This is a genomic window from Xanthomonas sp. 3498, from assembly GCF_014199795.1.
Taxonomy (GTDB): Bacteria; Pseudomonadota; Gammaproteobacteria; order Xanthomonadales; family Xanthomonadaceae; genus Xanthomonas_A; species Xanthomonas_A rydalmerensis.
The window spans coordinates 1,035,615-1,057,656 of sequence record NZ_JACHOH010000002.1; the positions used below are offsets into that span (position 1 = coordinate 1,035,615).

General features: G+C 64.5%; 17 protein-coding genes and 2 tRNA genes. 12 read left to right on the forward strand and 7 right to left on the reverse strand.

Annotated features, from left to right (window positions below; genetic code table 11):
• Positions 1-38: 38 nt before the first annotated feature.
• From GGR66_RS09545 to GGR66_RS09565, 5 genes are all read left to right on the forward strand, one after another.
• Entirely contained in the window at positions 39-707 is a 669-nt protein-coding gene (locus tag GGR66_RS09545) for a YoaK family protein (RefSeq protein WP_160969598.1), read from the forward strand.
• A 47-nt stretch (positions 708-754) separates the two neighbouring features.
• Complete coding sequence (gene thiD / locus GGR66_RS09550) at positions 755-1,564, forward strand: bifunctional hydroxymethylpyrimidine kinase/phosphomethylpyrimidine kinase (protein WP_017913172.1); 810 nt, start codon at positions 755-757, stop codon at positions 1,562-1,564.
• Entirely contained in the window at positions 1,564-2,427 is an 864-nt protein-coding gene (locus tag GGR66_RS09555; RefSeq protein ID WP_184448060.1) for an alpha/beta fold hydrolase, read from the forward strand. The genes thiD and GGR66_RS09555 overlap by 1 nt, the downstream gene beginning before the upstream one ends.
• Before the next feature lie 62 nt (positions 2,428-2,489).
• Positions 2,490-2,566 (forward strand) — tRNA-Arg (locus tag GGR66_RS09560).
• Positions 2,567-2,736: 170 nt separating this feature from the next.
• Positions 2,737-2,813 (forward strand) — tRNA-Arg (locus GGR66_RS09565).
• Positions 2,814-3,035: 222 nt separating this feature from the next.
• On the opposite strand, the gene GGR66_RS09570 is transcribed toward GGR66_RS09565, so the two are convergent.
• From GGR66_RS09570 to GGR66_RS09580, 3 genes are all read right to left on the reverse strand, one after another.
• Positions 3,036-3,830, reverse strand: a complete 795-nt coding sequence (locus GGR66_RS09570) for an SDR family oxidoreductase (RefSeq protein WP_184448061.1) — start codon at positions 3,828-3,830, stop codon at positions 3,036-3,038.
• Between the two features lie 364 nt (positions 3,831-4,194).
• Complete coding sequence (locus GGR66_RS09575; RefSeq protein WP_184448062.1) at positions 4,195-5,184, reverse strand: VTT domain-containing protein; 990 nt, start codon at positions 5,182-5,184, stop codon at positions 4,195-4,197.
• Positions 5,185-5,536: 352 nt separating this feature from the next.
• Entirely contained in the window at positions 5,537-6,472 is a 936-nt protein-coding gene (locus GGR66_RS09580; RefSeq protein WP_160969588.1) for a LysR substrate-binding domain-containing protein, read from the reverse strand.
• A gap of 150 nt (positions 6,473-6,622) precedes the next feature.
• On the opposite strand from GGR66_RS09580, the gene GGR66_RS09585 reads away from it, so the two are divergent.
• The 6 genes from GGR66_RS09585 (at position 6,623) to GGR66_RS09610 (ending at position 15,113) form a co-directional block, all read left to right on the forward strand.
• Positions 6,623-7,324 carry a pirin family protein gene (locus GGR66_RS09585; protein WP_160969586.1) on the forward strand — a complete coding sequence of 234 codons (702 nt, stop codon included), beginning with the start codon at positions 6,623-6,625 and terminating at the stop codon, positions 7,322-7,324.
• Positions 7,325-7,561: 237 nt separating this feature from the next.
• Positions 7,562-9,700 carry a glycogen debranching protein GlgX gene (gene glgX / locus GGR66_RS09590; RefSeq protein WP_184448063.1) on the forward strand — a complete coding sequence of 713 codons (2,139 nt, stop codon included), beginning with the start codon at positions 7,562-7,564 and terminating at the stop codon, positions 9,698-9,700.
• Between the two features lie 751 nt (positions 9,701-10,451).
• A complete protein-coding gene (locus tag GGR66_RS09595) occupies positions 10,452-11,003 on the forward strand; it encodes a CPBP family intramembrane glutamic endopeptidase (RefSeq protein ID WP_184448134.1) in 552 nt (183 codons plus the stop codon).
• A gap of 295 nt (positions 11,004-11,298) precedes the next feature.
• Positions 11,299-11,469 carry a CsbD family protein gene (locus GGR66_RS09600; protein WP_184448064.1) on the forward strand — a complete coding sequence of 57 codons (171 nt, stop codon included), beginning with the start codon at positions 11,299-11,301 and terminating at the stop codon, positions 11,467-11,469.
• Between the two features lie 881 nt (positions 11,470-12,350).
• Positions 12,351-12,938, forward strand: coding sequence for a hypothetical protein (locus GGR66_RS09605; RefSeq protein WP_255421634.1), 588 nt, complete (start codon positions 12,351-12,353; stop codon positions 12,936-12,938).
• 1,302 nt (positions 12,939-14,240) lie between these two features.
• Positions 14,241-15,113: a TauD/TfdA family dioxygenase gene (locus GGR66_RS09610; protein WP_255421635.1), complete on the forward strand. Its 873-nt coding sequence runs from the start codon at positions 14,241-14,243 to the stop codon at positions 15,111-15,113.
• 115 nt (positions 15,114-15,228) lie between these two features.
• On the opposite strand, the gene GGR66_RS09615 is transcribed toward GGR66_RS09610, so the two are convergent.
• The 4 genes from GGR66_RS09615 to GGR66_RS09630 all read right to left on the reverse strand — a co-directional run bounded on the left by GGR66_RS09615 (position 15,229) and on the right by GGR66_RS09630 (position 19,109).
• The gene (locus GGR66_RS09615) at positions 15,229-16,260 is read right to left on the reverse strand and encodes an alpha/beta fold hydrolase (RefSeq protein WP_184448065.1); all 1,032 of its coding nucleotides are present in this window, start codon (positions 16,258-16,260) and stop codon (positions 15,229-15,231) included.
• Positions 16,261-16,320: 60 nt separating this feature from the next.
• Positions 16,321-17,787: a hypothetical protein gene (locus tag GGR66_RS09620; protein ID WP_184448066.1), complete on the reverse strand. Its 1,467-nt coding sequence runs from the start codon at positions 17,785-17,787 to the stop codon at positions 16,321-16,323.
• 74 nt (positions 17,788-17,861) lie between these two features.
• Positions 17,862-18,119 carry a hypothetical protein gene (locus tag GGR66_RS09625; protein ID WP_160969572.1) on the reverse strand — a complete coding sequence of 86 codons (258 nt, stop codon included), beginning with the start codon at positions 18,117-18,119 and terminating at the stop codon, positions 17,862-17,864.
• An 81-nt stretch (positions 18,120-18,200) separates the two neighbouring features.
• Positions 18,201-19,109 carry a CmcJ/NvfI family oxidoreductase gene (locus tag GGR66_RS09630; protein WP_184448067.1) on the reverse strand — a complete coding sequence of 303 codons (909 nt, stop codon included), beginning with the start codon at positions 19,107-19,109 and terminating at the stop codon, positions 18,201-18,203.
• Positions 19,110-19,628: 519 nt separating this feature from the next.
• Between GGR66_RS09630 and GGR66_RS09635 the strand changes: the two genes are divergently transcribed.
• Positions 19,629-21,944, forward strand: coding sequence for a M28 family peptidase (locus GGR66_RS09635; RefSeq protein ID WP_184448068.1), 2,316 nt, complete (start codon positions 19,629-19,631; stop codon positions 21,942-21,944).
• Positions 21,945-22,042 lie beyond the last annotated feature (98 nt).

The window sequence follows — 22,042 nt, forward strand, 5'->3', positions numbered from 1 at the left end:
TCCCGCGGCCGCCGCGCCGCGGCTGCCCTGCGCGCGGCATGAACCTGGAACTGCCACGCTGGGCCTGGGCCTTCGCTGGGGCGCTGGCCGCCGTCGCCGGCATGGTCAACGTGGTCGGCTATCTGGGCTTCGAACATCAGGCCGTCACCCATCTCACCGGCACCACCACCCTGCTCGGCGCGGCGCTGGCCGACGGCGACGCACGCGCGATCGCGCAACTGGCCGGCGTGGTCCTGGCCTTCCTCGGCGGATCGATGCTCGGCGGCTTCATCGTGCAGGACAGCCGCCTGCGCCTGGGCCGGCGCTACGGCGTGGCGCTGGCGCTGGAGGCGCTGCTGCTGCTGGCGGCGATGCAGGCGTTCAAGCAGCAGCAACTCGCCGGCGCCGTGCTCGCCGCGATCGCCTGCGGCCTGCAGAACGCCACCACCACCATCTACAGCGGCGCGGTGGTGCGCACCACCCACCTCACCGGCATGTTCACCGACCTGGGTATCGGCCTGGGTCAGGCGCTGCGCGGCCTGCCGCTGCCGCGCCGGCGCATCCGCCTGAGTCTGTTGATCATCGGCGGCTTCCTGTGCGGCGGCGTGCTCGGCGCCTGGGCCTACCGCCATGTCGGCTTCGACGCACTGCTCGGCCCTGCCCTGCTGACCGGCACGGTGGGCACGCTGTATGCGCTGCAGGCGCATTACCGCAGCCGCGAGCGCTGAGGGCGCGGCCGAGTGCATAACCCGCGCCAGCCCTGCACAATCGGCGCATGAGCGAACCCACCGTCGTCTCCGCACTGAGCATCGCCGGCACCGATTCCGGCGGCGGCGCCGGCCTCCAGGCCGATCTCAAGACCTTCGCCGCGCACCGTGTGCACGGGCTGGCGGCGGCCGCCGCGCTGACCGCCCAGCACACCCGCGGCGTCACCGCGGTGCACGTGCCGCCGCTGTCGTTCCTGCGCGCGCAGATCGACGCCTGCTTCGCCGACTTCGACATCGCCGCGGTCAAGCTCGGCATGCTCGCCAACGCCGAGGTGATCCACCTGGTCGCCGACGCGCTGGAAGAATATCGCCCGCCCTGGGTGGTGCTGGACCCGGTGATGGTGGCCACCAGCGGCGCCAAGCTGCTGCAGGACGACGCCCTGGACGCGCTGCGCGGCCGCCTGTTGCCGCTGGCGACGCTGGTGACGCCGAACGTGCCGGAAGCGCAGTTGCTGCTCGGCCGCCCGATCGACAACGCCGACGACGCCGAGCACGCCACCGCGGCGCTGCTCGAAGCCGGCGCGCAAGCGGTGCTGCTCAAGGGCGGCCACCTGCAGGAAGGCCAGCGGGTGATCGACCGCTACGACGACGGCGTCAGCCGCAGCGAATTCAGCCATGCGCGACTGGCGCTGGACGCACACGGCACCGGCTGCACCCTCGCCGCGGCGATCGCCGCACAGCTGTGCCAGGGCCTGGCCCTGCCGGCCGCCTGCGAAGCGGCGATCGACTACGTGGCGCGCGCGCTGCGTGGCAGCTACCGGCCCGGCCGCAGCGACGTGGCGGTGCTGGACCATTTCGGCGCGGCGCGCGGCCCATGATGAGCGCCGCCCCCATCGGCCCGGCGGTCGCCGAGCACGCCCTGCCCGTCGCCGCGGCCGACGGCCATCGCTGGACCTTGCTGGCGCGCATTCCCGATGCGCCGCGGCAGGCGCTGCTTTGGCTGCCGGCGCTGGGTGTGGCCGCGCGCCACTACCTGCCGTTTGCCGAAGCGCTGGCCGCACACGGGGTCGCGGTGTTCCTGCACGAATGGCGCGGCAACGGCAGCAGCACGCTGCGACCCTCGCGGCACTGCGATTGGGGCTATCGCGCCCTGCTGCAACTGGATCTGCCCGCCAGCCAGGCGGCGATCGCCGGGTGCGGGATCGCGGCGCCGCTGGTCGTCGGCGGCCACAGCCTCGGCGGACAGCTCGCCTGCTGCTACGCCAGCCTGCAGCCGCAGGCGTTCGCTGCGTTGTGGCTGGTCGCCAGCGGCACGCCGTACTGGCGCCGTTTTCCCGCACCGCGCGGCTATCTGCTACCGCTGGCCTACCGCCTGTTGCCGTGGCTGGCGCAGCGCCAAGGCGTGCTGCACGGCCGCCGCCTGGGCTTCGGCGGCACCGAAGCGCGCGGCCTGATCGCCGACTGGGCGCGCGTGGGCCGCAGTGGCCGCTACGCCGCGGCCGGCCTGGTCACCGACCTGGAAGCGCAGTTGGCGCAACTGACGCTGCCGGTGCGTGGCGTCGTGCTGCAGGACGACTGGCTGGCGCCGCAATCCTCGCTGCGCGGCTTGCTGGACAAGTTGGCCACGCCGGCCGCGCAGATCCACTGCCTGGACGCGACGCAGCTGGGCGCGGCCGCCGATCATTTCGCCTGGATGAAGCGCCCCGCCGCCGTGGCCGCGGCGCTGCTGGTCGATCAGTGAAATTTTTCGGAAAGAGCATTGACGGGCCAGATCGACTCCCGCATAATTCCGCTCCTGACGACGCGCCCGTAGCTCAGTTGGATAGAGTACCTGGCTACGAACCAGGCGGTCGGGAGTTCGAATCTCTCCGGGCGCACCAGTCAGATGAAAAACGACAAGCCACCGCTTGTCGTTTTTTTTTGCCCTGCCGCGGCGATCCGGTCGCATCGAAGCAGCCCACAGCGGCGCACTCGCCCACGACCGTCATGCCGACGACACGCAGGTGTAGACGAATCGCCGCAAGTCGTGAATAATCCCGCGCCTGACAACGCGCCCGTAGCTCAGTTGGATAGAGTACCTGGCTACGAACCAGGCGGTCGGGAGTTCGAATCTCTCCGGGCGCACCAGTCAGATCAAAAACGACAAGCCAGCGCTTGTCGTTTTTTTTGCCTGCGCGTTGGCGATTGCAGGCCTCGCGCAAGGACGAGCGGCTCCTCCGCAGCATGACGATGCTGCCGATCACGGTGCCCGCGCACAGGCGTTCGCATTACAGACGATCAACCAAGGCGACGAGGCGGACACACACCGCCTCGGCCTCGCCTGCACGAGCGCCGAGGCCCCCGGCCGACTCAGGCGATGGTGTCCACCACGCCGCCATCGACGCGCAGCGCCGCACCGGTGGTCGCAGACGCCTGCGGCGAAGCGACGTAGACGCAGAGATTGGCAACCTCCTCCACCGTGGCGGCGCGGCGGATGATCGAGCTGGCGCGGTGCGCCTTGACGAAATCGGCGGCGACCTCGTCCAGCGGCTTGCCGGACTGTTGCACCTGGTCGGACAACATGGCGGCGACGCCTTCGGTCAGCGTCGGCCCCGGCAGGATGGCATTCACGGTAACGCCAGTGCCGGCCATGCGCTTGGCCAGCCCACGCGACAGGGCGAGATCGGCAGTCTTGGTCACCCCGTAGTGAATCATCTCGACCGGGATGTTGAGTCCGGACTCCGACGAGACGAAGAGCACACGCCCCCAGCCCTTGTCGGCCATCCCCGGCAGATACGCTCGGGAAAGACGCACGCCGGACATCACGTTGACGGCGAGGAAGCGCTCCCATTCCGCGTCGGGCGTCTCGAAGAAGTCCTGCATCCCGAAAATGCCGGCGTTGTTGACCAGGATATCGACGGCAGGAAGCGCCGCGACGATCGCGTCGCAGCCGGCCGCAGTGGCCACGTCTCCCACCACGGCACGCACGCGGGCAGTGGCGACGTCGCGCTTGAGGGCAGCAGCCGCGGCCTCGGTGCGGGCCTGGTCGCGACCGTTCAGCGCGACCTCGGCACCCGCCGCGGCCAAGCCCTTGGCGATCCCGAAGCCGATGCCGGCGGTCGAGCCGGTGACGAGGGCGGTTTTACCGGATAGATCGATGTTCATGACTGTCTCCATGCACGAAGATGAGGATGAGGATCCGCTTCGGCGCCCCACGCTGCGGGAGCACCACCGACACACGCCGACCGCGCCGGTTGTTCCGTCGACTGCATCATGTGCGCATCCAATCGCAAGGCAAGGAACGACACGTGAACGCAGCGATGTAAACCTCACCCGTTGCAGCGGGTTGCCGCATCAGCGAGGTGCAGGCGACGCAGGCAAAAGAATCGAGCGCGTGACCGCATCGCTTGCCCGGCCCTGCCCAGCCGCCCGCGCGCGCCTGCACACAATGCAATCATTGGCCGGAGCACGCGCGCGACCTGTGCGCCGTAGGCGCCATCGACACGCATGACACTCCCGGCACGCCGACTCACACCGCGATCGTAGTGCCCTTCGACGACGGCGCCACTGCAGCCGCAGCGTCCAGCACGACCACCGGATGACCCGCCGCACGCCACGCATCCAGGCCACCGCGCAGCGGCAGCACGTCCTCGAAGTCGTGCTGGCGCAGGCGCTTGGCCAGCACCGCGGCCGACACCTCGTTGGGACAGGCGCAGTAGATGACGATCCGTCGATCGCGCGGCAAGCGTGCGACGAGCGCATCGACCTGGCGATCGTCCACTTCCTGCGCGCCGGGAATGGCATACGGCTCCAGCGTGCGGTAGCCCGGGGCGCGAATGTCCAGCAGCAGTGGCGGCGTCTCGCTCTGCAGCAGCGCATGCAGTTCGTCGACGTCGATGCGCAGGGTCTCCATCGCCTTGTGCAGCGTGTGCCGGCGCCAGGCGCGATAGCCGACGTACAGCGCCAGCAGGCCGACCAGCAGCAGCGCCGCGCGCCTGCCGAGCAGGCTCAGCCAATCCAGCAGGTCCTGCACCTGGTCGGCGAAGCACAGGCCCAGCAACAAGCCGCCGCCCGCCCACAGCGCCGCGCCCAGCGCGTCGTAGCGCAGGAAGGCCCCGGCGCGCACACGCATCGCGCCGGCCATCGGCACCGACACCATCGACAGGCCGGGCACGAACTTGGCCACCGCCAGCACGCGCACGCCCCAGCGCGCATAGAAGCGCTCGGTACGCTTCATGCAGGTGTCGCGCGACAGCGACAGCCGGCACAGCGACTGCAGCGTGCGGTTGCCGTAGCGGCGGCCGGCGCCGAACCACAGCAGGTCGCCGAGCAGGCTGGCCGCGATCGACACCGACAAGGCGCCCAGCAGCGCAGTCCACATCGCCGACCCGTCGAGCAGCGCATAGGTCGCACCGACCAGGATCAGCGTTGGCAGCGCCGGCACCGGCAGGCCCAGCGACAGGGCCAGGACGTTGACGAAGACCAGCCCCAGACCATAGCGCGCAATCAATTCCTGCATGGCTTGCCGGGTGGAGAGAGGAGGATGCCGCGCATTATCCTCCCGGCATCCGCCAGGTGCGCGGGCGCCACGGCGTCACCGGCGGAACAGACCCATCCATCGCCGCGCTGGAGCGTGCGCCACGCATGAGGCCAGAGGCGCTGGCCGTCCGCGCTGGCGGTATTACGGGGCGCCGCCTTGGCCGGCGCCAACCCGAGTGCGCGGCGCCTGCAGAGCGACGGACACCGAACGCAGAGAAAGCGCCCGCGGCATTGAGACAAGGCAGACACCGCGCTCAGGCTGGACCGCCGGAGCACGGCACGCAACGCAGTCTCAACGCGTTACCGAGCCGCCGCGTGCAGGCCGACGAAGCTCACACGCCCTCGTCCAGCCGCGCCGCCATCTGCGCCAGCCACGCCGCGAACACGCCCGGTTGGCGCATGCGCGCGCGCCACCAGGCCAGCGCCGCGCCCTCCTCGCCGCTGCGCCAGGCCAGCTGGAACACCTCGTCCGGCTTCGGCTCCTCCACCGCCTTGCGCACCAGCGTGCCGCGCGCCAGCGCCGCACGCGCGTAGGGCTCGGGCAGGAAGCCGAAGCCGAGCCCGGCCAGCTGCAGCCGATACTTGCTGCGCATGTCCGGCACGGTCAGCGCGTCCTGGCCGAACAGCAGCCCGACCGTGCGCGGCAACAGGCGCCGCGCCGAATCCGCCACCGCGATCGCGCGATGCGCGCTCAACTGGCTGCGGCTGAGCGGCTCCGGGGCCTGCGCCAACGGGTGCCCGGGCGCGACCGCGAACACGAACGGCAGCGTGCCCAGGGGCTCGGCCACGTAACCGCCGCCGCTGGGGCCTTCGCCGGCCGCACCGACCAGCAGATCCACCCGCCGGTCCAGCAGCGCCTCCCAGGTGCCGGACAGCGACTCCTGCACCACCCGCAACCGGGTTTGGTCGGCGACTGCGTAGAACGCCGCCATGTCCTGCGCCAGGCATTCCGGCGCGAACACCGCATCCAGACCCAGCGCGAACTCGGTCTCCCAGCCGGAGGCGACGCGGCGCACGCGCAATTCCAGATCGCCGGCCGCGCGCAGCAGGTGGCGGCCTTCGCGCAGCAGTTCGGCGCCCGCGGCGGTCGGCACCGCCTTCGGCCCCAGGCGCTCGAACAGTTGCACGCCCAGGTCCTCCTCGAGCTTGGCGACCGTGTAGGAGATGGTCGACGGCACCTTGTGCAGGGCCTTGCCGGCGGCCGAGAACGAGCCGCGGCGGTCGATGGCGTCGAGGATCTGCAGGGCGTCGAGGCTGAGCTTGAGCATTCGAATTTTTCGATGATGGATGCCGAATCTATCCGTTTTTCAAACCCGGCGACAGCGCGGATACTTGTTTCCAAGCCGAAGCGCACGCCAAATCGCGCCAATTCAGCCCTTTCGATCCACTTGCATATCAACGCCACCAAGGAGCCTCCCATGCTGCAGATCCGCCCCGCCAACACCCGTGGCCGCGCCGAACACGGCTGGCTGTCCTCGCGCCACACCTTCTCCTTCGGCCACTACCACGACCCGCGCCACATGGGCTTCGGGCCGCTGCGGGTGATCAACGAAGACCGCGTGCAGCCGGGTCAGGGCTTCGGCACCCACGCCCATCGCGACATGGAGATCCTGTCCTACGTGGTCGAGGGCGCGCTGGAGCACAAGGACAGCATGGGCAACGGCTCGGTGCTGCGCTACGGCGACGTGCAGCGCATGAGCGCCGGCTCCGGGGTCACCCACAGCGAGTTCAACCACTCCGCCAGTGAACCGGTGCACTTCCTGCAGATCTGGGTGATGCCCGAGCGCGCCGGGATCGATCCGGGCTACGAGGAAAAGCACTTCGCGCCGGACAGCAAGCGCGGCCAGCTGCGCCTGATCGCCGCTCCGCAGGGCGAGGACGGCGCGGTGCGCATCCACCAGGACGCGCGCATCTATGCCTCGATCCTCGACGGCGATGCGCGCCTGGATTACCCGCTGGCGGCCGGGCGCGGCGCCTACGTACAGGTGGTGCGCGGCACGCTGAGCGTCAACGGCCAGACCCTGCAGGCCGGCGACGCGCTCCAGGCGATCGACGAGGCGAGCCTGCAGTTCGCCGATGCCAAGGACAGCGAGTTCCTGCTGTTCGACCTGCCGCGCTAAGCGCGCCAGGCCAGGTCGCGCCCGGGGCCATACCGGACCGGGCCGCGATGGTCTCGCGCTGTCTGCCTGCCCAGCTGCGCCATGGCGTCGCTGGGTCATTCCTGCATCGGCTGCACCTCGTGCCGCCCATGTCCTCACGCCACCCTCGGCGCCCCGTAACGCGTCCTGCACGGCCTTCGCGGCCATGCTTCCGCTCTCCCTCCCCTACTGCCGGCGTTCCGGCCGAGAGCCTGCCCGATGCGCCACCCCACCAGCGCCGCCTATGCCACTCCCTCGCGCATCCGCGAGGGGCGTCCCTTCCCCCGCGGCGCCGTGTTCGACGGTCAGGGCACCAACTTCGCCTTGTTCTCGGCGCACGCCACCCGCGTGGAGCTGTGCCTGTTCGACGATGCCGGCGCCGAGACGCGCCTGGACCTGCCCGAATACACCAACGAAATCTGGCATGGCTACCTGCCCGACGTGAAGCCCGGCCAACGCTACGGCTATCGCGTGCACGGCCCCTATGCGCCCAGCGAAGGCCACCGCTTCAACCCCAACAAGCTGCTGCTCGACCCGTACGCGCGCGAGCTCGAGGGCGACCTGATCTGGGCCGACGAACTGTACGGCTACACCGTCGGCCATGCGGACGGCGACCTCAGCTTCGACGAGCGCGACAGCGCGCCGTTCATGCCCAAGTGCGTGGTCGTGGAAGATACCTACGACTGGGAGGACGACGAGCGCCTGCTGACGCCGTGGAACGAGACCCTGGTCTACGAGACCCACGTGCGCGGCTACACCATGCGCCACCCACAGGTACCGGAAGCGCTGCGCGGCACCTGCGCGGGACTGGCACAGGAACCGGTGCTGCGCTACATCAAGGAACTGGGCGTCAGCGCAGTGGAACTGCTGCCGGTGCACGCCTACCTCGACGATCAGCATCTGCTCGACAAGGACCTGCGCAACTACTGGGGCTACAACACGCTGGGCTTCTTCGCGATCAAGTCGCGCTACCTGGCCAGCGGCCACCGCGACGAGTTCCGCGACATGGTCAAGGCACTGCACCGCCAGGGCCTGGAAGTGATCCTCGACGTGGTCTACAACCACACCGCCGAAGGCAGCGAACTGGGCCCCACCCTGTCCTTCCGTGGCATCGACAACGCCAGCTACTACCGGCTGGCCGAGGACAAGCGCTACTACATCAACGACACCGGCACCGGCAACACGCTCAACCTGAGCAACTCGCGGGTGATCCAGTTCGTCAACGACTCGCTGCGCTACTGGGCCGGCGAGATGCACGTGGACGGCTTCCGCTTCGACCTGGCCACCATCCTCGGCCGCGAACCCACCGGCTTCGACCAGCGCGGCGGTTTCCTCGACGCCTGCAACCAGGACCCGCTACTGTCGCAGGTCAAGCTCATCGCCGAGCCCTGGGACTGCGGCCCGGGCGGCTACCAGGTCGGCCACTTCCCGCCGGGCTGGTCGGAATGGAACGACAAGTTCCGCGACAACGCACGCGCCTTCTGGAAAGGCGACGAGGGCAAGCTCGCCGAATTCGCCACCCGCTTCACCGGCTCGGCCGATCTGTTCGATCGCCGCGGCCGCCGGCCGTGGGCCTCGGTGAACTTCATCACCGCGCACGACGGCTTCACCCTGCACGACCTGGTCAGCTACAACGAGAAGCACAACGCGGCCAACGGCGAAGACAACCGCGACGGCTCCGACCATGACAGCTCCTGCAACTACGGTGCCGAAGGCGAGACCGACGATGCCGACATCCTGCAGTTGCGCGAGCGGCAGATGAAGAACCTGCTGGCGACGCTGCTGCTGGCCCAGGGCACGCCGATGCTGCTGGCCGGCGACGAGCGCGCGCAGACCCAGGGCGGCAACAACAACACCTACTGCCAGGACAACGAGATCACCTGGATCGACTGGGAGCGCGACCCGACCGAAGGACGCCTGACCGAGTTCGTCAAGGCAGTGAGTGCGTTGCGGCGGCGCTATGGCATCCTGACTCGTGGCCGCTTCCTCAACGGCCAGTACAACGAAGATGCGGGCGTGCGCGACCTGACCTGGCTCAACCCCGGCGGCACCGAAATGGACGAGGCGCACTGGACCGACGCCGGCGCGCGCTCGGTCGGCCTGCTGCTGGAGGGCAAGGCCCAGACCTCGGGCGTCAAGGAGCTGGCCAACGACGACACCCTGCTGATCGTCATCAATGCCTACCACGAGGGCGTGAGCTTCGTGCTGCCCTCGTCGGAAGAGGAACTGCACTGGAAGCTGGTGCTGTCCACCGACGACGCGCTGCAGGTCGACAGCATGCCGGCCGGCGCCAGCGAGTTCCTGGCGCCGCCGCGCAGTGTGAGCGTGTTCGAGTGCCAGACGTCAGCGTCTGCGTGATTGCAGGCCGCTGAGCGCGCCGTTCCCGTGTCACTTCTCGCCGCCAGGATGCGATGCTGGCGGCGAGAAGCGTAAGGCAAGCTCGGCCCGGCGGTGCTCCGGCCTCACGCTGCGACCTGCACGCACACCACACGCTCACGCTCGCCGTCGGTAGACGCAAGGCAAGTGACGCGTAGAGACGTTCTGCACGCGTGCGAATTGCTGGCAGCGCGTGAATACCTTGCCTGATCGCCGTGCCTGCCTCACGCATGCAATAGAGACGTCGACCACTTCGATGAGGCCGCAGCGCCTCACAGCGCCACTGCGCTGTTGCGGCGGCTGCTTGCGGACCCGGCAGGCGGCGATCCTTCTGATCTGAAGGCGTATCGCAAACCGCGACGGTCACCTGCTGCGGCCCTTACGGAACGGCTGGAGAAGCACGATCCGCCTCTCACTTCTATCTGTGCTTGCGCAAGTGCCAGCCGTGACAACGTCCCGGTACCGATGAGATGCGAGCTTGCATCACGCTACGCCGGTGACGTCGTCATGCAGGTGCAACTGGCCTGCATGGCCTTTGGCACGGTATTCGATGAAGCCGGCTCGCTACGCTGAGCGCTCACTCGCTTCCGCATCCGGCATGCACGACTCGACCCAACGCACTCTCCACCCTGCTTCCAGCATGGCCTTCATGCGCCACCCGCTGCTGCGCATCGCAATGAGCGTCGCAGTCCTCTCCTTGGCGTCCTACCCGTGGCTGCCGTTCCCGTGGCGAATGCCGGTGGTCGGCCTGCTAGGCCTCGCGCTGGTATGGATCGAAACGCGCTCGCGCATGGCCTGCGGCGTGGCGCGCCCTCGCCTGGTGTCCGTGATCGGCTGGACCGCGCTACTGGTGTTGCTGACCGTCGGCGTCATCACGCCGGTGCTGCAACCGCTGATCGACACCATCACCGGACACAAGACCGACTACAGTGCCTACGGCGCGCTGAAAGGCAACGTCCAGGCCACGACCCATCTGATCGGCGCGGCATGGCTGAGCGCAGCGCTCGGCGAAGAGCTGGTGTTCCGCGCCTTCCTCATGCATCAACTCGATGCCCTGCTGGGGCGGATACGCGGCGGCCGCTGGATTGGCGCGTTGGCCGGCGGCGTGGTGTTCGGCTTGATGCACGCCGCCCAGGGCGCTTCCGGCATCCTGCTGACAGGCGTGGTCGGCCTGCTGTTCGGGTACGCCTATCTGCGTTCCAGGCGCAACCTGTGGGCAATGATCCTCGCGCACGGCCTGATCGACACCTGGGGCGTGACCACGCTGTATCTCGGCTGGTATTGAGTGCACAGCGCTGGCGCAGGCCATCGATCGGCCTGCCGATGCTGACGGATGGCTTCGTTTCTAGCGGGAAACGAAAGATCGCGTCACTGTGTTCATGCCCACATTACAAGGCGCTGGAGCACGCCAGCGCAGGGAGTTCGCAATGACAAGCTAGATGAATAGCGCAGGCATGGGGCGCAACCCTTCCGCCGCCTAAACGATGCCTGCGCGCCCGCCCGATTTTCACTCGAGCGCCACCGGCCGGCGCGCAGTTTGGCGATGCCCACTTGAGGGCATCCCTACTGCGGAGTCAACGATGGACAAGAATCGTACCGAAGGCGCCAAGAACCAGATCAAGGGCACCGTCAAGGAGGTCGCCGGCAAGGTGACCGGCAACAAGATGAAGGAAGTCGAAGGCAAGGTGCAGAAGAACGCCGGCAAGGTGCAGAGCGAAGTGGGCAAGGCGCGCGACAACGCGCGCAGCTGAGTTCCAGGCGTTCTTGCTCCCCTGCCTTGCAAGGCTGGGGAGCTTCTGGGAGCGGCCTACATGCCGCCTCGCTGATCTGCGAACTCATCCGATGCCTTCGACTCTCCGGATTCGTATAGCCCACTAGCATGGCCCGCGAGTCGAACTCAGTATCGAAATGCGTTGCCGCGTTCATCAGGCGTGTCGCCACCTCCGCTCAACGGCACGCATGTCGATCACACACCAGCATGCCCTGAAGTTGCTTGGCGCTGCGGAGCTCTTGGACCGCATCGATAACCATGCGAGTACTGCGCAGCGTAGGTCACTGTGCTCGGAAGAAGTACGTCGTACTCTCGGACTAACAGGCGCCGTTTTGGCGGAGACGGTGTGGCTTGCGCTGCAACTGCCGCAATTCAGCCCAAGCGAAGCGGAGCCACTCCACGCTGTCAAAGCCCCGCTTACGCTGGCGGCGTGCATTTATCCGCATCGGTTACCAATTCGCCATGCACTGCGGAAAGCTGGCAACGGCCCATGCCCCGAATCGCCTTGGCGGCGTTGAGCGACACGTGTCACCGGCTCGCCTTCCACGTCATTGCTGGGCTGCGCAGCGCCGCGACCATACCCAGGTGCAGTCCTTCGCTCTCCAAGCAGCACGCGGCTTGGGCAGTGACGCGATGTCGATGCAGGCTGCCAATCGCCGCGATGCATTCCAGACACGGGTGTCGACTACGATGCACCAATCGTTATGCCATTGAGCAGGGTTTGCCGCTGGCGTGACGCAGCTGCGAAGACGGTAGCCCATGGCAAGCGCCTTCACGATGGACGCCGCTACGCGTTGCTTGGCACGACTCGACAGCCGATAATGTTAGAGCGCCTTCCACTGCGAGTCTTCTTGCCACCTCATGAATTTAAATAAAACATTTATCAACATTATTAACTCTCCCAGAATAGCATCACTTCTGCTTGCCCTATTGCTTCCTGCCGCCCAGGCCAATATGGCCATTGCAACAACAACTCTCGCAGCGCCCGCCAAAATAACAGAAGCTGATTTTAGCGTTAAAATCAACAACCGTTCTTTTTTCCTGGGAGAAAAATGGAGTGACCAGGCCAAAAAACAGGCAGGCACTCAAATCAGCGAAGATTTCGTGGGCGATGTGCCTGCCGGAGATATCAGTTACAAGTACTACCGACATCAATATGACGGATTTGAAATCTACACGGCCAACCTATTCTGGCAAGAAGAGCGGCGCGACATCGATAGCTATCTGATCGCGCAGATAACCATCAACACATCCGCGGTCAAAACAGCAAGAGGCATCACGATCGGCGATACGGAGAACGTGCTGCTCAGCAAGTATGGCCAAGGTACGGCAGATGACAGCAACAGTCAGCATTGGCTATATTATGAAGCGGGCAATAAGCGCATCTCCTTTCAACTTGAACATGAAAGAATCATCCATATCATGATGACGCTCAACACGGATAGTTGAACAATCCTGCTTGATACGTCATGCAGGGTCAAATCGATCAGTCCGATCACGACGCCGAGCTAGTTATTCTGGGCCACGCCTGGAGCGCCGCTCTGGCGTGCCGAGGCTTTGATCGTCGAAGCAAACCCTCATCTTTACCGAATGCCGTCCATATGTCGAAGGTGACGTGAACAGCGATCCAGCATTGATGCGACCACACAGATCGCCTCAGGGGCTACACTAAAATCTTCGAATGCAGTACCGGCTCCGCAACGGAGAAGTTGACGTTCTGAAGACACCTTTTTTCGTCATCAAGCTTCTCGACTGTCCTATCTACTTCCAGCAGAGATGTCAGCACTGCTGTTGGCTGCTCGGAAGGCGATGATGCTGGCCCTGTCAGGCAAAGGCACAGCACCGAGGTGATGACGAAGCCGATCTGTGTGACATCACCTCTATATAAACGCAAGAACGAAACGCCGCGGCCCAACGCATGCGGATTTTTCGCGTTGCCGCGACAGTGGCATTCAAGACTTGCTGAGACCGCCGTTCTTTGATGCCAGGTGCCGGAAGCAGACTATGATCGCCCGCCAATGGCACTTCGGTCGCATGCCCCTGCCGGCAGGGGCAGTCCGATGTTGACGGGCACCGGCACATCCCGTAATGGGAAAGAGAAACAAAGATTCGCACCCACTTCTGCAGGATTGTTAGTGCAGGACTGTTCTTGGACGCGTCCTCCACACTACCCATTGGCAAAGAAGAACCACGCCAGCGAGGCTCGGTTGCCAGGAAGCTATGGCGATGGCTATACGCCCCCACGAAGTCAATGGTAGGAACACCCTGCTTCATACCTACCGCAACGACTTCGAACTGCTGAGCTTCAACATCGATCATCGCAGGACGTTTTTCCGCTTCAGGCTGCTCCCACACGATGCGACACCGCTTCTGCGTTGCGACCCAGCGTACCGACCTCTACTGCTGATAACGGCACAGTGAACTGGCTCCTGCGAACCAGCAAACATGGTCGCGGCATTCACTTGCGACGCGTACGGCAGCGGCATGAAGCACTTGACGGCGTGCCTCGCCATCGCGATAGCTTCTGGCCACGATTAACTTGCCGAGCATGCGATCGTAGACATCTGCAGCGATTTAACGATTGCCCAGACGCCATCCTCTAGTATCGAGATGCTTCCGGGGAGGCGCTTTTTCCTGACGTTCCCAAGACACTATGCAGATCCAACACATGTTGGACAGCGTTCGACTCGACGCAGGCGAGAACCGATCAACAACAGGCAGTATCCCAACACCAGCTAGGGAGGGTTGCAAATGCTTTCTGATATCTCCGTAGAAGAGATCTCGCGCCGCCAAGCGCCTGGCCATCAAGGCAACTCGTTGCCGGGACAGGCGCGCTACGGCAAGGAACTGCAGCACTACAACATAAAGTCGGCGTCCGACCAGGACATCGTCGAGATACGGAAGTTGCTTGCGGTGCACGGCCTGCTCATCTTCCGCGATCAGGTTCTCGAAGACCACCATCTGATCCATTTTTCGCGACGCCTTGGGTCGGGCAAGATCGAAGCGCCTCCCAAGGCGTTCAACAGCCCTTCCGATAGTATCGCCTACCTTACCAACCTGAAGAAACCCGACGGTTCCGCACTCGGATTCGCAGCGGACTCCACCGACGTGTGGCACTCCGACCAGGAATTCAGGGAAGCTCCCGCATCGATCGCCATGCTGTATTGCCTGATTCCCACCGACAACGAGGGCGCCACAAGTTTTGCGACGACCGCGGTGGACAATCTCGATATCGACCCAAGCGAACTGTCCGAACTACGCAAACTCTGGTCGACACGGCAAGCCGCAAGCATCGTGGCACATCCGGTGGTTGAAACCAACCCGTTCACTGGAAACGAGTTCATCTACATCAGCGAAAACACTCGCCAGTTCATTGGACCCGACGGCGAAAGCATCGCAGATAGCGACAAGAAGGCCGCGTATCTTCTCGAGAAGATTCTGAAGCCAGAAAACATCTACTCACACCCATGGAAGCAGGGAGACGTGCTGCTGTACGACAACATGCAGCTTGTCCATCGTAGAGAGGCATATCAGGGAATCCGCTTCCTCAAGGCCGTGAAGTTCCATCCTGATGGGGAGTACGTCGTCCGCCCCGCTGGAAAGATGCTGCAGTCGCCCCAGTAGTGCGGACCCGGCCCTGACAGATCCCGACTGGATCGCGCATTCCGGCGGCACCACGACCGCCGGAACGTGCGTTAGGCCGCTCGCGCGACGCGCCTTTGTTGCGAAAAACACTGGATCAAGCGCCTCGCGGCGCGCCACCCCGTATGCATCGGCCTAGGTAATCGGCGATCTTGGGGCCGTAGAACGCAGCAGCTTCCTCCATCATCAGCACATTGTGTCCAAACGGAACACTCACTTCCTGCAGCGTTCCGGACACATACGCGTTCCACGAGAACGGATGCGCCCCGCAATTGACGAGAAGCGCGTCTCCCATGAAGACAGCGCGATTCTTATATGCCTGCAGGCGCACGTTGTTTCTCTTGATCGCACAGAGACGATCCAGCATGGCGGCCTGCCGCTCGGGACAGGCATCACGCACTTCCCGGAAGTTCAATATTTCCTGGCTCCAATGCGTGCGATGGCTTGACACCATTTGTTCGATCCACGGTTCGCCATCGAAGGGAAACCCGTCGATCAGGACAAGACTGTCCACCTCCAGCCCACGCGCCTGCATAGCGGTCGCGATGGCATGGGCCGGGATCGCTCCGAAAGACCAACCGAGCAAGTGATAAGGACCACGCGCCTGAAGGCGCTGGATCTGCCCTATGTAGTCGGCGCACATCTCATCAAGCGTTGCTGGCAAGGCTTCACCGTCGCGCAGGCCGCGCGCCTCCAGGGCGTAGACCGACATATCGGCTGCCAGATGCGGCAGCAACACCCTGTAAGGCCGACCGAATCCGCTGGAAGGATGAATACATACCAGCGTGCGATTGCGACCTTCTGGACTCAGCGCCAATGGCGCACCTTGCGGTAGACGCTTGGTGCGTTCTTCGAGCCACTGCCCCAGGTCCCGCACGGTCGACTGCTCGAAAACCGCCTGCACAGGAACGGCGATGTCGAACGCTTCCCCGATCCGACTGGCCAACTGCGCCGCTTGCGTAGAAGTCCCCCCCAGGGTGAAGAAGCTGCTGTCGAAATCTATCCGGTCGACCGGCCTGCCCAACACGTCCCCGAAAACTCCCTGGACGCACTGTTCGTGCCATGTCCGTACTCCACGCAGACACAAGGACTCACCTTCATCCTCTCGCATCGGACCCTCTTCGCTCATTGCCGGAATGCTGCGGACACGCCGCACCGCACACCCTGACGTCGTACGGCTCGACCAGCATCATGCCGCGCTCCATACCCCACCCGAATGCGCCTGCGCAATCAGATCGCCCTCCTCGATACCGTCGCAGGCGTCGACGTCGAGCGTCGCAGCGTTGTCTTGAAGCGCATCCGCCAACGCCTTGTTGCGACGCAAGACCTCGTCCCGGAGTTCGGCAAGGATATCGAAGCGGCGGCGTTCGGACAGGCCATCGCAAAGCGCCACCTCGACCTTGACAGCGACGACGCCCCCCTGCTGCGACCAGCGGGTCCGGAATTTCGGGTTACCGACCGCATGAGGATCGCGCACCTGCTCGATGCCGGCGAAGCGTGCCGTGCGCTCGATCTCAGGCACTTCGTCCACTGCCTCAAGCACGGACGCCGGAGTGACCAACCAACGATCACCGCCAGGCTTCGGCACGCCGTATCGCGCGCGACCCAGCGGCTTTATCGCCGTCGTGCCCGGACGGCACGAGGAGGTGTGCGTCACCTCGACGAGGTCTCCAGTCAAGTATCTGATCAGAGGCTGCGCCTGCTGGAAGGGAGACAGCGCGGTCAAGGCGAGCAGACCCTGCCCCGTGGAAATGGGGTTTCCGCTTTTTGCACCGATCACTTCTGCGATGACGAACGGCTCGAAGTGGTACCAGCCACAGGCCAGGCACTGGCTGGCGCCGCCGAACACCTCGCTGACGCCGAACCGGTCGACGACCGGCGCCCCCCAGGTCTCCTGCAGCCTATGGCGCCAGGCCTGCGTCAGATACTGCGAGTAAGAAACCACCAGGCGAAGCGCCGTGGCTGGGAAGCCATCCGGATAGGTTCGCAACGTGTCCAGGGTAAACGCCCGCAAGCAGCGCTCCAGCCCCACCAGCACCGAGCAGCGTGCATCCACGTTGGCGTCGTTGTGGCTGCGCAGGAGAGTGGTCCGCCCGTACTCGAAACTGCCCGCGTCGAATACGCTGACACGATGATAATGGGCAGCCCCGGGCACCCGGACCAGGTGGCCGTGATACGGGTTCTTGAACTCCAGCCCGCGCAACAGTGGCCCCGGTGGGCGGTCGCGCAGCACTCTCGCGAAGAAATCGGCGATGAACGCCTGCTCACGGTCGCTGCGCACCGTGATCAGCGGATTTCCCGTCGTCCCCGTGGTGAAGACATCGTCGCAGATGACCCCTGCGCGATTCCTCGCCGCATCGCCGGCCGCGCGGATGTGATCCTTCTCGACCGGTGGCAACTCTGCCAGGCTATCCAGGCCGACATGCCGCAGCGAGCATGCTGACCAGTGCGCGCGATAAAAAGGGGTATCGAGCGCGTTAGCGATCGTTCCGGGAAGAAGCGCACCGTGAAATGCGTGCAAGGCCTGGATCGAGCCAGACTGCGATGCCTCAAGCAGATCGCTGTCGTGCCGCATGAACTGGACGCCTCCTTTCCCTGGCGCCATCTGAAAATCCGGAAAGGACGAGCGCACCGGGTTCTCGTGTACGAAGTACACCCTGCGACTCCTCCTGCAAAAAAAACCGCACTGAAGGCCAGGGCGGCACTACGACGCCGATAGCGCATCCATGTCTAGCCGACGCTGCCATTCTCGTTCACGAGAATCGAGCGGGCGACATTCATCAGCTTGACCGTCTCGGCCGTCGTCATCGGACTCGCCGACGATGACGCTTCGGTAGACGCCTGCCCGCCGACCGGCTCTTCACCTGCAGCCACCGGGCGATCGGCTTGCGCGTGCTGCGCAGCAGACTGCACCGTGCGCCAATCGTTTTCGGTCGCTTTCGCGTACAGCTTTGCCACCGATTCAACCTGCTCTTCTTCGTTCGTCATTGCCAATCTCCTTGAAAACCGTGATCAGTGACTCGGACATGGAAAGCGGTGGTCGTCTAGCGACATGGCCAACCTGAGACCCTAGTTGTAAAGCACCAGAAACCGCAGGTCGGCCGAACTGCGTAGGTGACCCGTGGCCGGTCCCTGCGCATTGAAGAAGGCGGTATGCGCACACACCCCCGCGACATCGCGCAAGCCGGTGTCGGTTCCCGACGAGAGACTGCCATGCGAGGTGAGCAGACTCTTACTGGCGCTGTCGTGGCATTTGAACAGGATGACTTCTTCCGGCCTCAGCCCACTCCAGTGATACCAGCGATGCGCGTCGCTGTGCTTGAGCGAAAATCCTTCACGGTCCTGCACCCAGCGCTCATGCATCCATTCCGGAAGGATCCTGCGCGTGACCACCAGATCCTCTACCGGATCCACCGTGCGGTAGTCGAGCAACGCGAGTGGAAAGTTCTTGACCGGCTCGACGAACGCACGCCAGACGTTGATGATCTGAAACCGGCTGACATGCCGCGCGTGGCTGGCATGATGATCGAGCCGCGCCTGCGCACTGGTTGGGTTCTGGTCAACGTGCACGCGCTGGTACGGCCCGACGAACGGATTGTTGACCAGCTTGACGGCGGATTCGGTATCTTTCTGGCGGATGCATGTATCGAAATGCACGACATCGTCCGCGCCAAGCACGTTCTTCAGCAGGTCCTTGGTTTCCTCGATGTAAGACTCGATCGACGCATTTCCGTACTCCAGAAAATCCTTCTGGTCCACTGCAGTGGGGGCGTCGAATTTCTGGAATCCCCAGCCATCCAGCGTCGGACTCAGATCGGGCGCGGTTCGCAGATCGTTTACGCCTAGCTCGATCCCGACTGTCAGGAAGTTGCAGATGACCTCCGGCGGACGCGTGGCCGCGTCGCATTGCCAGTTGTCCACCCGACCTCCTGGGGTGAGCGGAGCGGAGTAATACAACGTCGTAGGTGCACTTTCCATTCTTCTCACCGCCTATCAATGGCCGTTGACGTCGGGACAGAAACGCTCAGAGTAAGCGGCGATCTCTGCTGGTAAGCCGCCGCGATTGCGGCAGCAGCGCGAATGCGTCGAATATGCACTGCTGAAAAATCAGGCACTAGCCCCTCAGCGAGGAACCGATCCTACTCTCGGGAGATTCGCACTGTCAACGAAGATTCTGCGATACGCCGCGCAATCCGGCACAGATTTACGAAGACAGTTCTAAACGGAAAATGTGACCATTCGACTGCGATTTCCTGTCCACTTGCAAACAGTGCGCAACCACACGGAACGCCATCTGGAAATCGAACAGAGCTGGAATTGTCTACCAAAAAAAACGTGGAAATGCATAGAGTTCGCGCCTGTCGCAACGATCCCTTCGCTGCACCATCGCCAGGATCAAGTTCACTTGCGACATGCTGCAACGCAACCAGGATGACGCACAGAGAACTGCAATTCCTGCAGCACGCTGCATTATGCTGAATTACATGGAGTACGGCCTTGACGCGACCGAATGTTCAGGCAGACCCCAAATGGATTGGGAAAGTAGCGAATATTTCATTCATTGTTTCCGTCAGCCTATTCATTATCTTTGCGGCGCTCACGAAGTGGCGTCTTGAGCCGGTTCCTCCGGCCACGCCAACCGACGCGGACCGTTTTTCCGCCGATCGGGCCTTCGACGTATTGACGCACCTCCTGCCGCAGCAGCTTCCACATCCTGTTGACAGCGAAGAAAACGACAAAGTACGCCAGCGGATTCTCGCCACACTGCGCGCGTACGGCTATCAGCCGGACGTCCAACAAGCCATGTCCTGCCGCAAGCTTAGGGTCTACGTCTGCGCCAAGGTGGAGAACATCACCGCGCTGCGCGAGGGATCGGCAGACGGCAAGACGTTGCTGTTGTCTGCGCACTACGACTCGGTCGATGCAGGCCCCGGTGCAAGCGACGACGGCGCGGGCGTGTCGATCCTGCTTGAGACGGCGCGGATGCTTGCGCAACGTCCCGCAGGCAGGAACAGTGTTCGCTTCCTGTTCACGGACGGCGAAGAAGCCGGACTGCTGGGTGCCCACGCATTCGCCACCCAGTCCCCGCTCGCCGCCGGTCTCGCATTGGCGATCAACATCGAGGCACGCGGCACGTCCGGACAAAGTGCGTTGTTCGAAACCGGCAGCACCAGCGGCTGGCTGGTCGACGCCTTCGCCGCCAGCTCCGCACGGCCGCTGGCCAATTCCCTGCTCGACACAGCATATGCGCTGCTGCCCAACGACACCGACCTGACGATCTTCAAATCGCACGGCATGCAGGGCGTCAACTTCGCCTATGGCGACCACATGGCCTACTACCACACGCCACGCGACAATCTGCAGTCGCTGAACCGCGGTAGCCTTCAGCAACAAGGCGATCACGTCTACGGCCTGCTTGTCTCGCTGCTGGATCGCGACATTCCTGCACCGGAGGCGATGGGCCGCCGGGTGTACACCGACATCATGGGAGTGGGCGTGGTTCGATGGCCGGCAAGCGCCGGCACCGGCCTGGCAGTCGCACTGCTTGGCATCTTCGCGTTGTGCCACTGGCGCCGCGGACAGCGGCAGCCCATTGCCGGGGTCAGCATCCTGACCGGGTTCTTGCTGGTCGTCGCCTGCGCCGTGCTGGGCGGCCTGGTCGGCTACTTGCTGACGGCCGCCCTGTCCATGGCAAATGGGGGCGATCCGTCATGGCACAGCGCCACCGCGGCCAACCGGTTGCTGTTATGGACGTGCGTGCTGCTGGCGACATTGGCCACGCAACGCGCACTCAGGCGCTGGAGCAGCCCCGAAGGAAGCTGGATCGGCATGGGATATGCGTGGCTGTTGGCTGGCGTGGTGACGGCCCTGCTCCTGCCCGGCATCAGTTACCTGTTCATCCTTCCCTCCATGGCACTGTCGGCCGCGGCACTGCTGCTCCTGGCTGCCCCGCGATTGGGCGAGGCCTTGCCGCTTGTTCTGTTGCTGCCGGCATCTGTGGCGTTCGCGACCTTGCTGAACGCGGCATTCCTCTTCGAAATGCTGCTCGGGTTCAATGAGGCAATCGGCGCTGTCGGCATGGGCGTGCTCATCGGCCTGGCCGCCTCGTTCCATGCGCCATTGATGCCGACCGGCACGCCCTCCAGGACCCTGCGCTACGGCGGCGCCGCGATGTTGCTGGTCGTTGCCGGCAGCGCCTTCTTTTCGATGCACGCCCCCGCCTACGACGCAGAGCAGCCGCAGGCGGTGAACATCCTCTACGTACAGGGCGCCGGCGGCGAGGCCCATCTCGTCTCGTCAACCGCGTCGCCGCCTCTCGCTGTGGCGCGTGCAATGGGAGCCAGGGCGTCCATGAAACCCGTCTTCCCCGAGTCCGGTGAGACCTATCTCGCCGCGCCTGTGGCATCCGCATCGCTGAGCCCGGCAAACGTGACCGTTCTGAGAACGGAGCAAACCGCCACCGGAAGGACCTCGACCATTCGCATCGATGCGGATGCCTCGATCCGGCGTGTAGGCCTGTTTTTCCCGGAGGCAATGGGATTGCACTCGATCGAAACCGCAGACCAGCGGATGGACTATGCGGGCAGCCGCTCCAGCTACGGGCACTACAAGGTCCTCAATTGTCGAGGCAGGTCATGCAACGGCATGCAGCTCACCCTCGCGATGGCCAACAAGGGCCCGGCCACCGTGCTGGTCAAGTCATTCTCACCCCTGGCCAAGCAGGCTGGCGCGCTGGCGAAGGCCAGGGACAGCAGCGCCGTGCCTTACCAGGACGGCGACCAAAGCGTCGTCATCAGCGACATCACGCTCTGACCCGAAAGAGGCGCTCCCGATCCATACCTGGCACCAGCAGCAAGGCAAGAGCACGGCGGCGGCGTAAGCCGCGTCGCACGTCCGGCATCACCGTATGG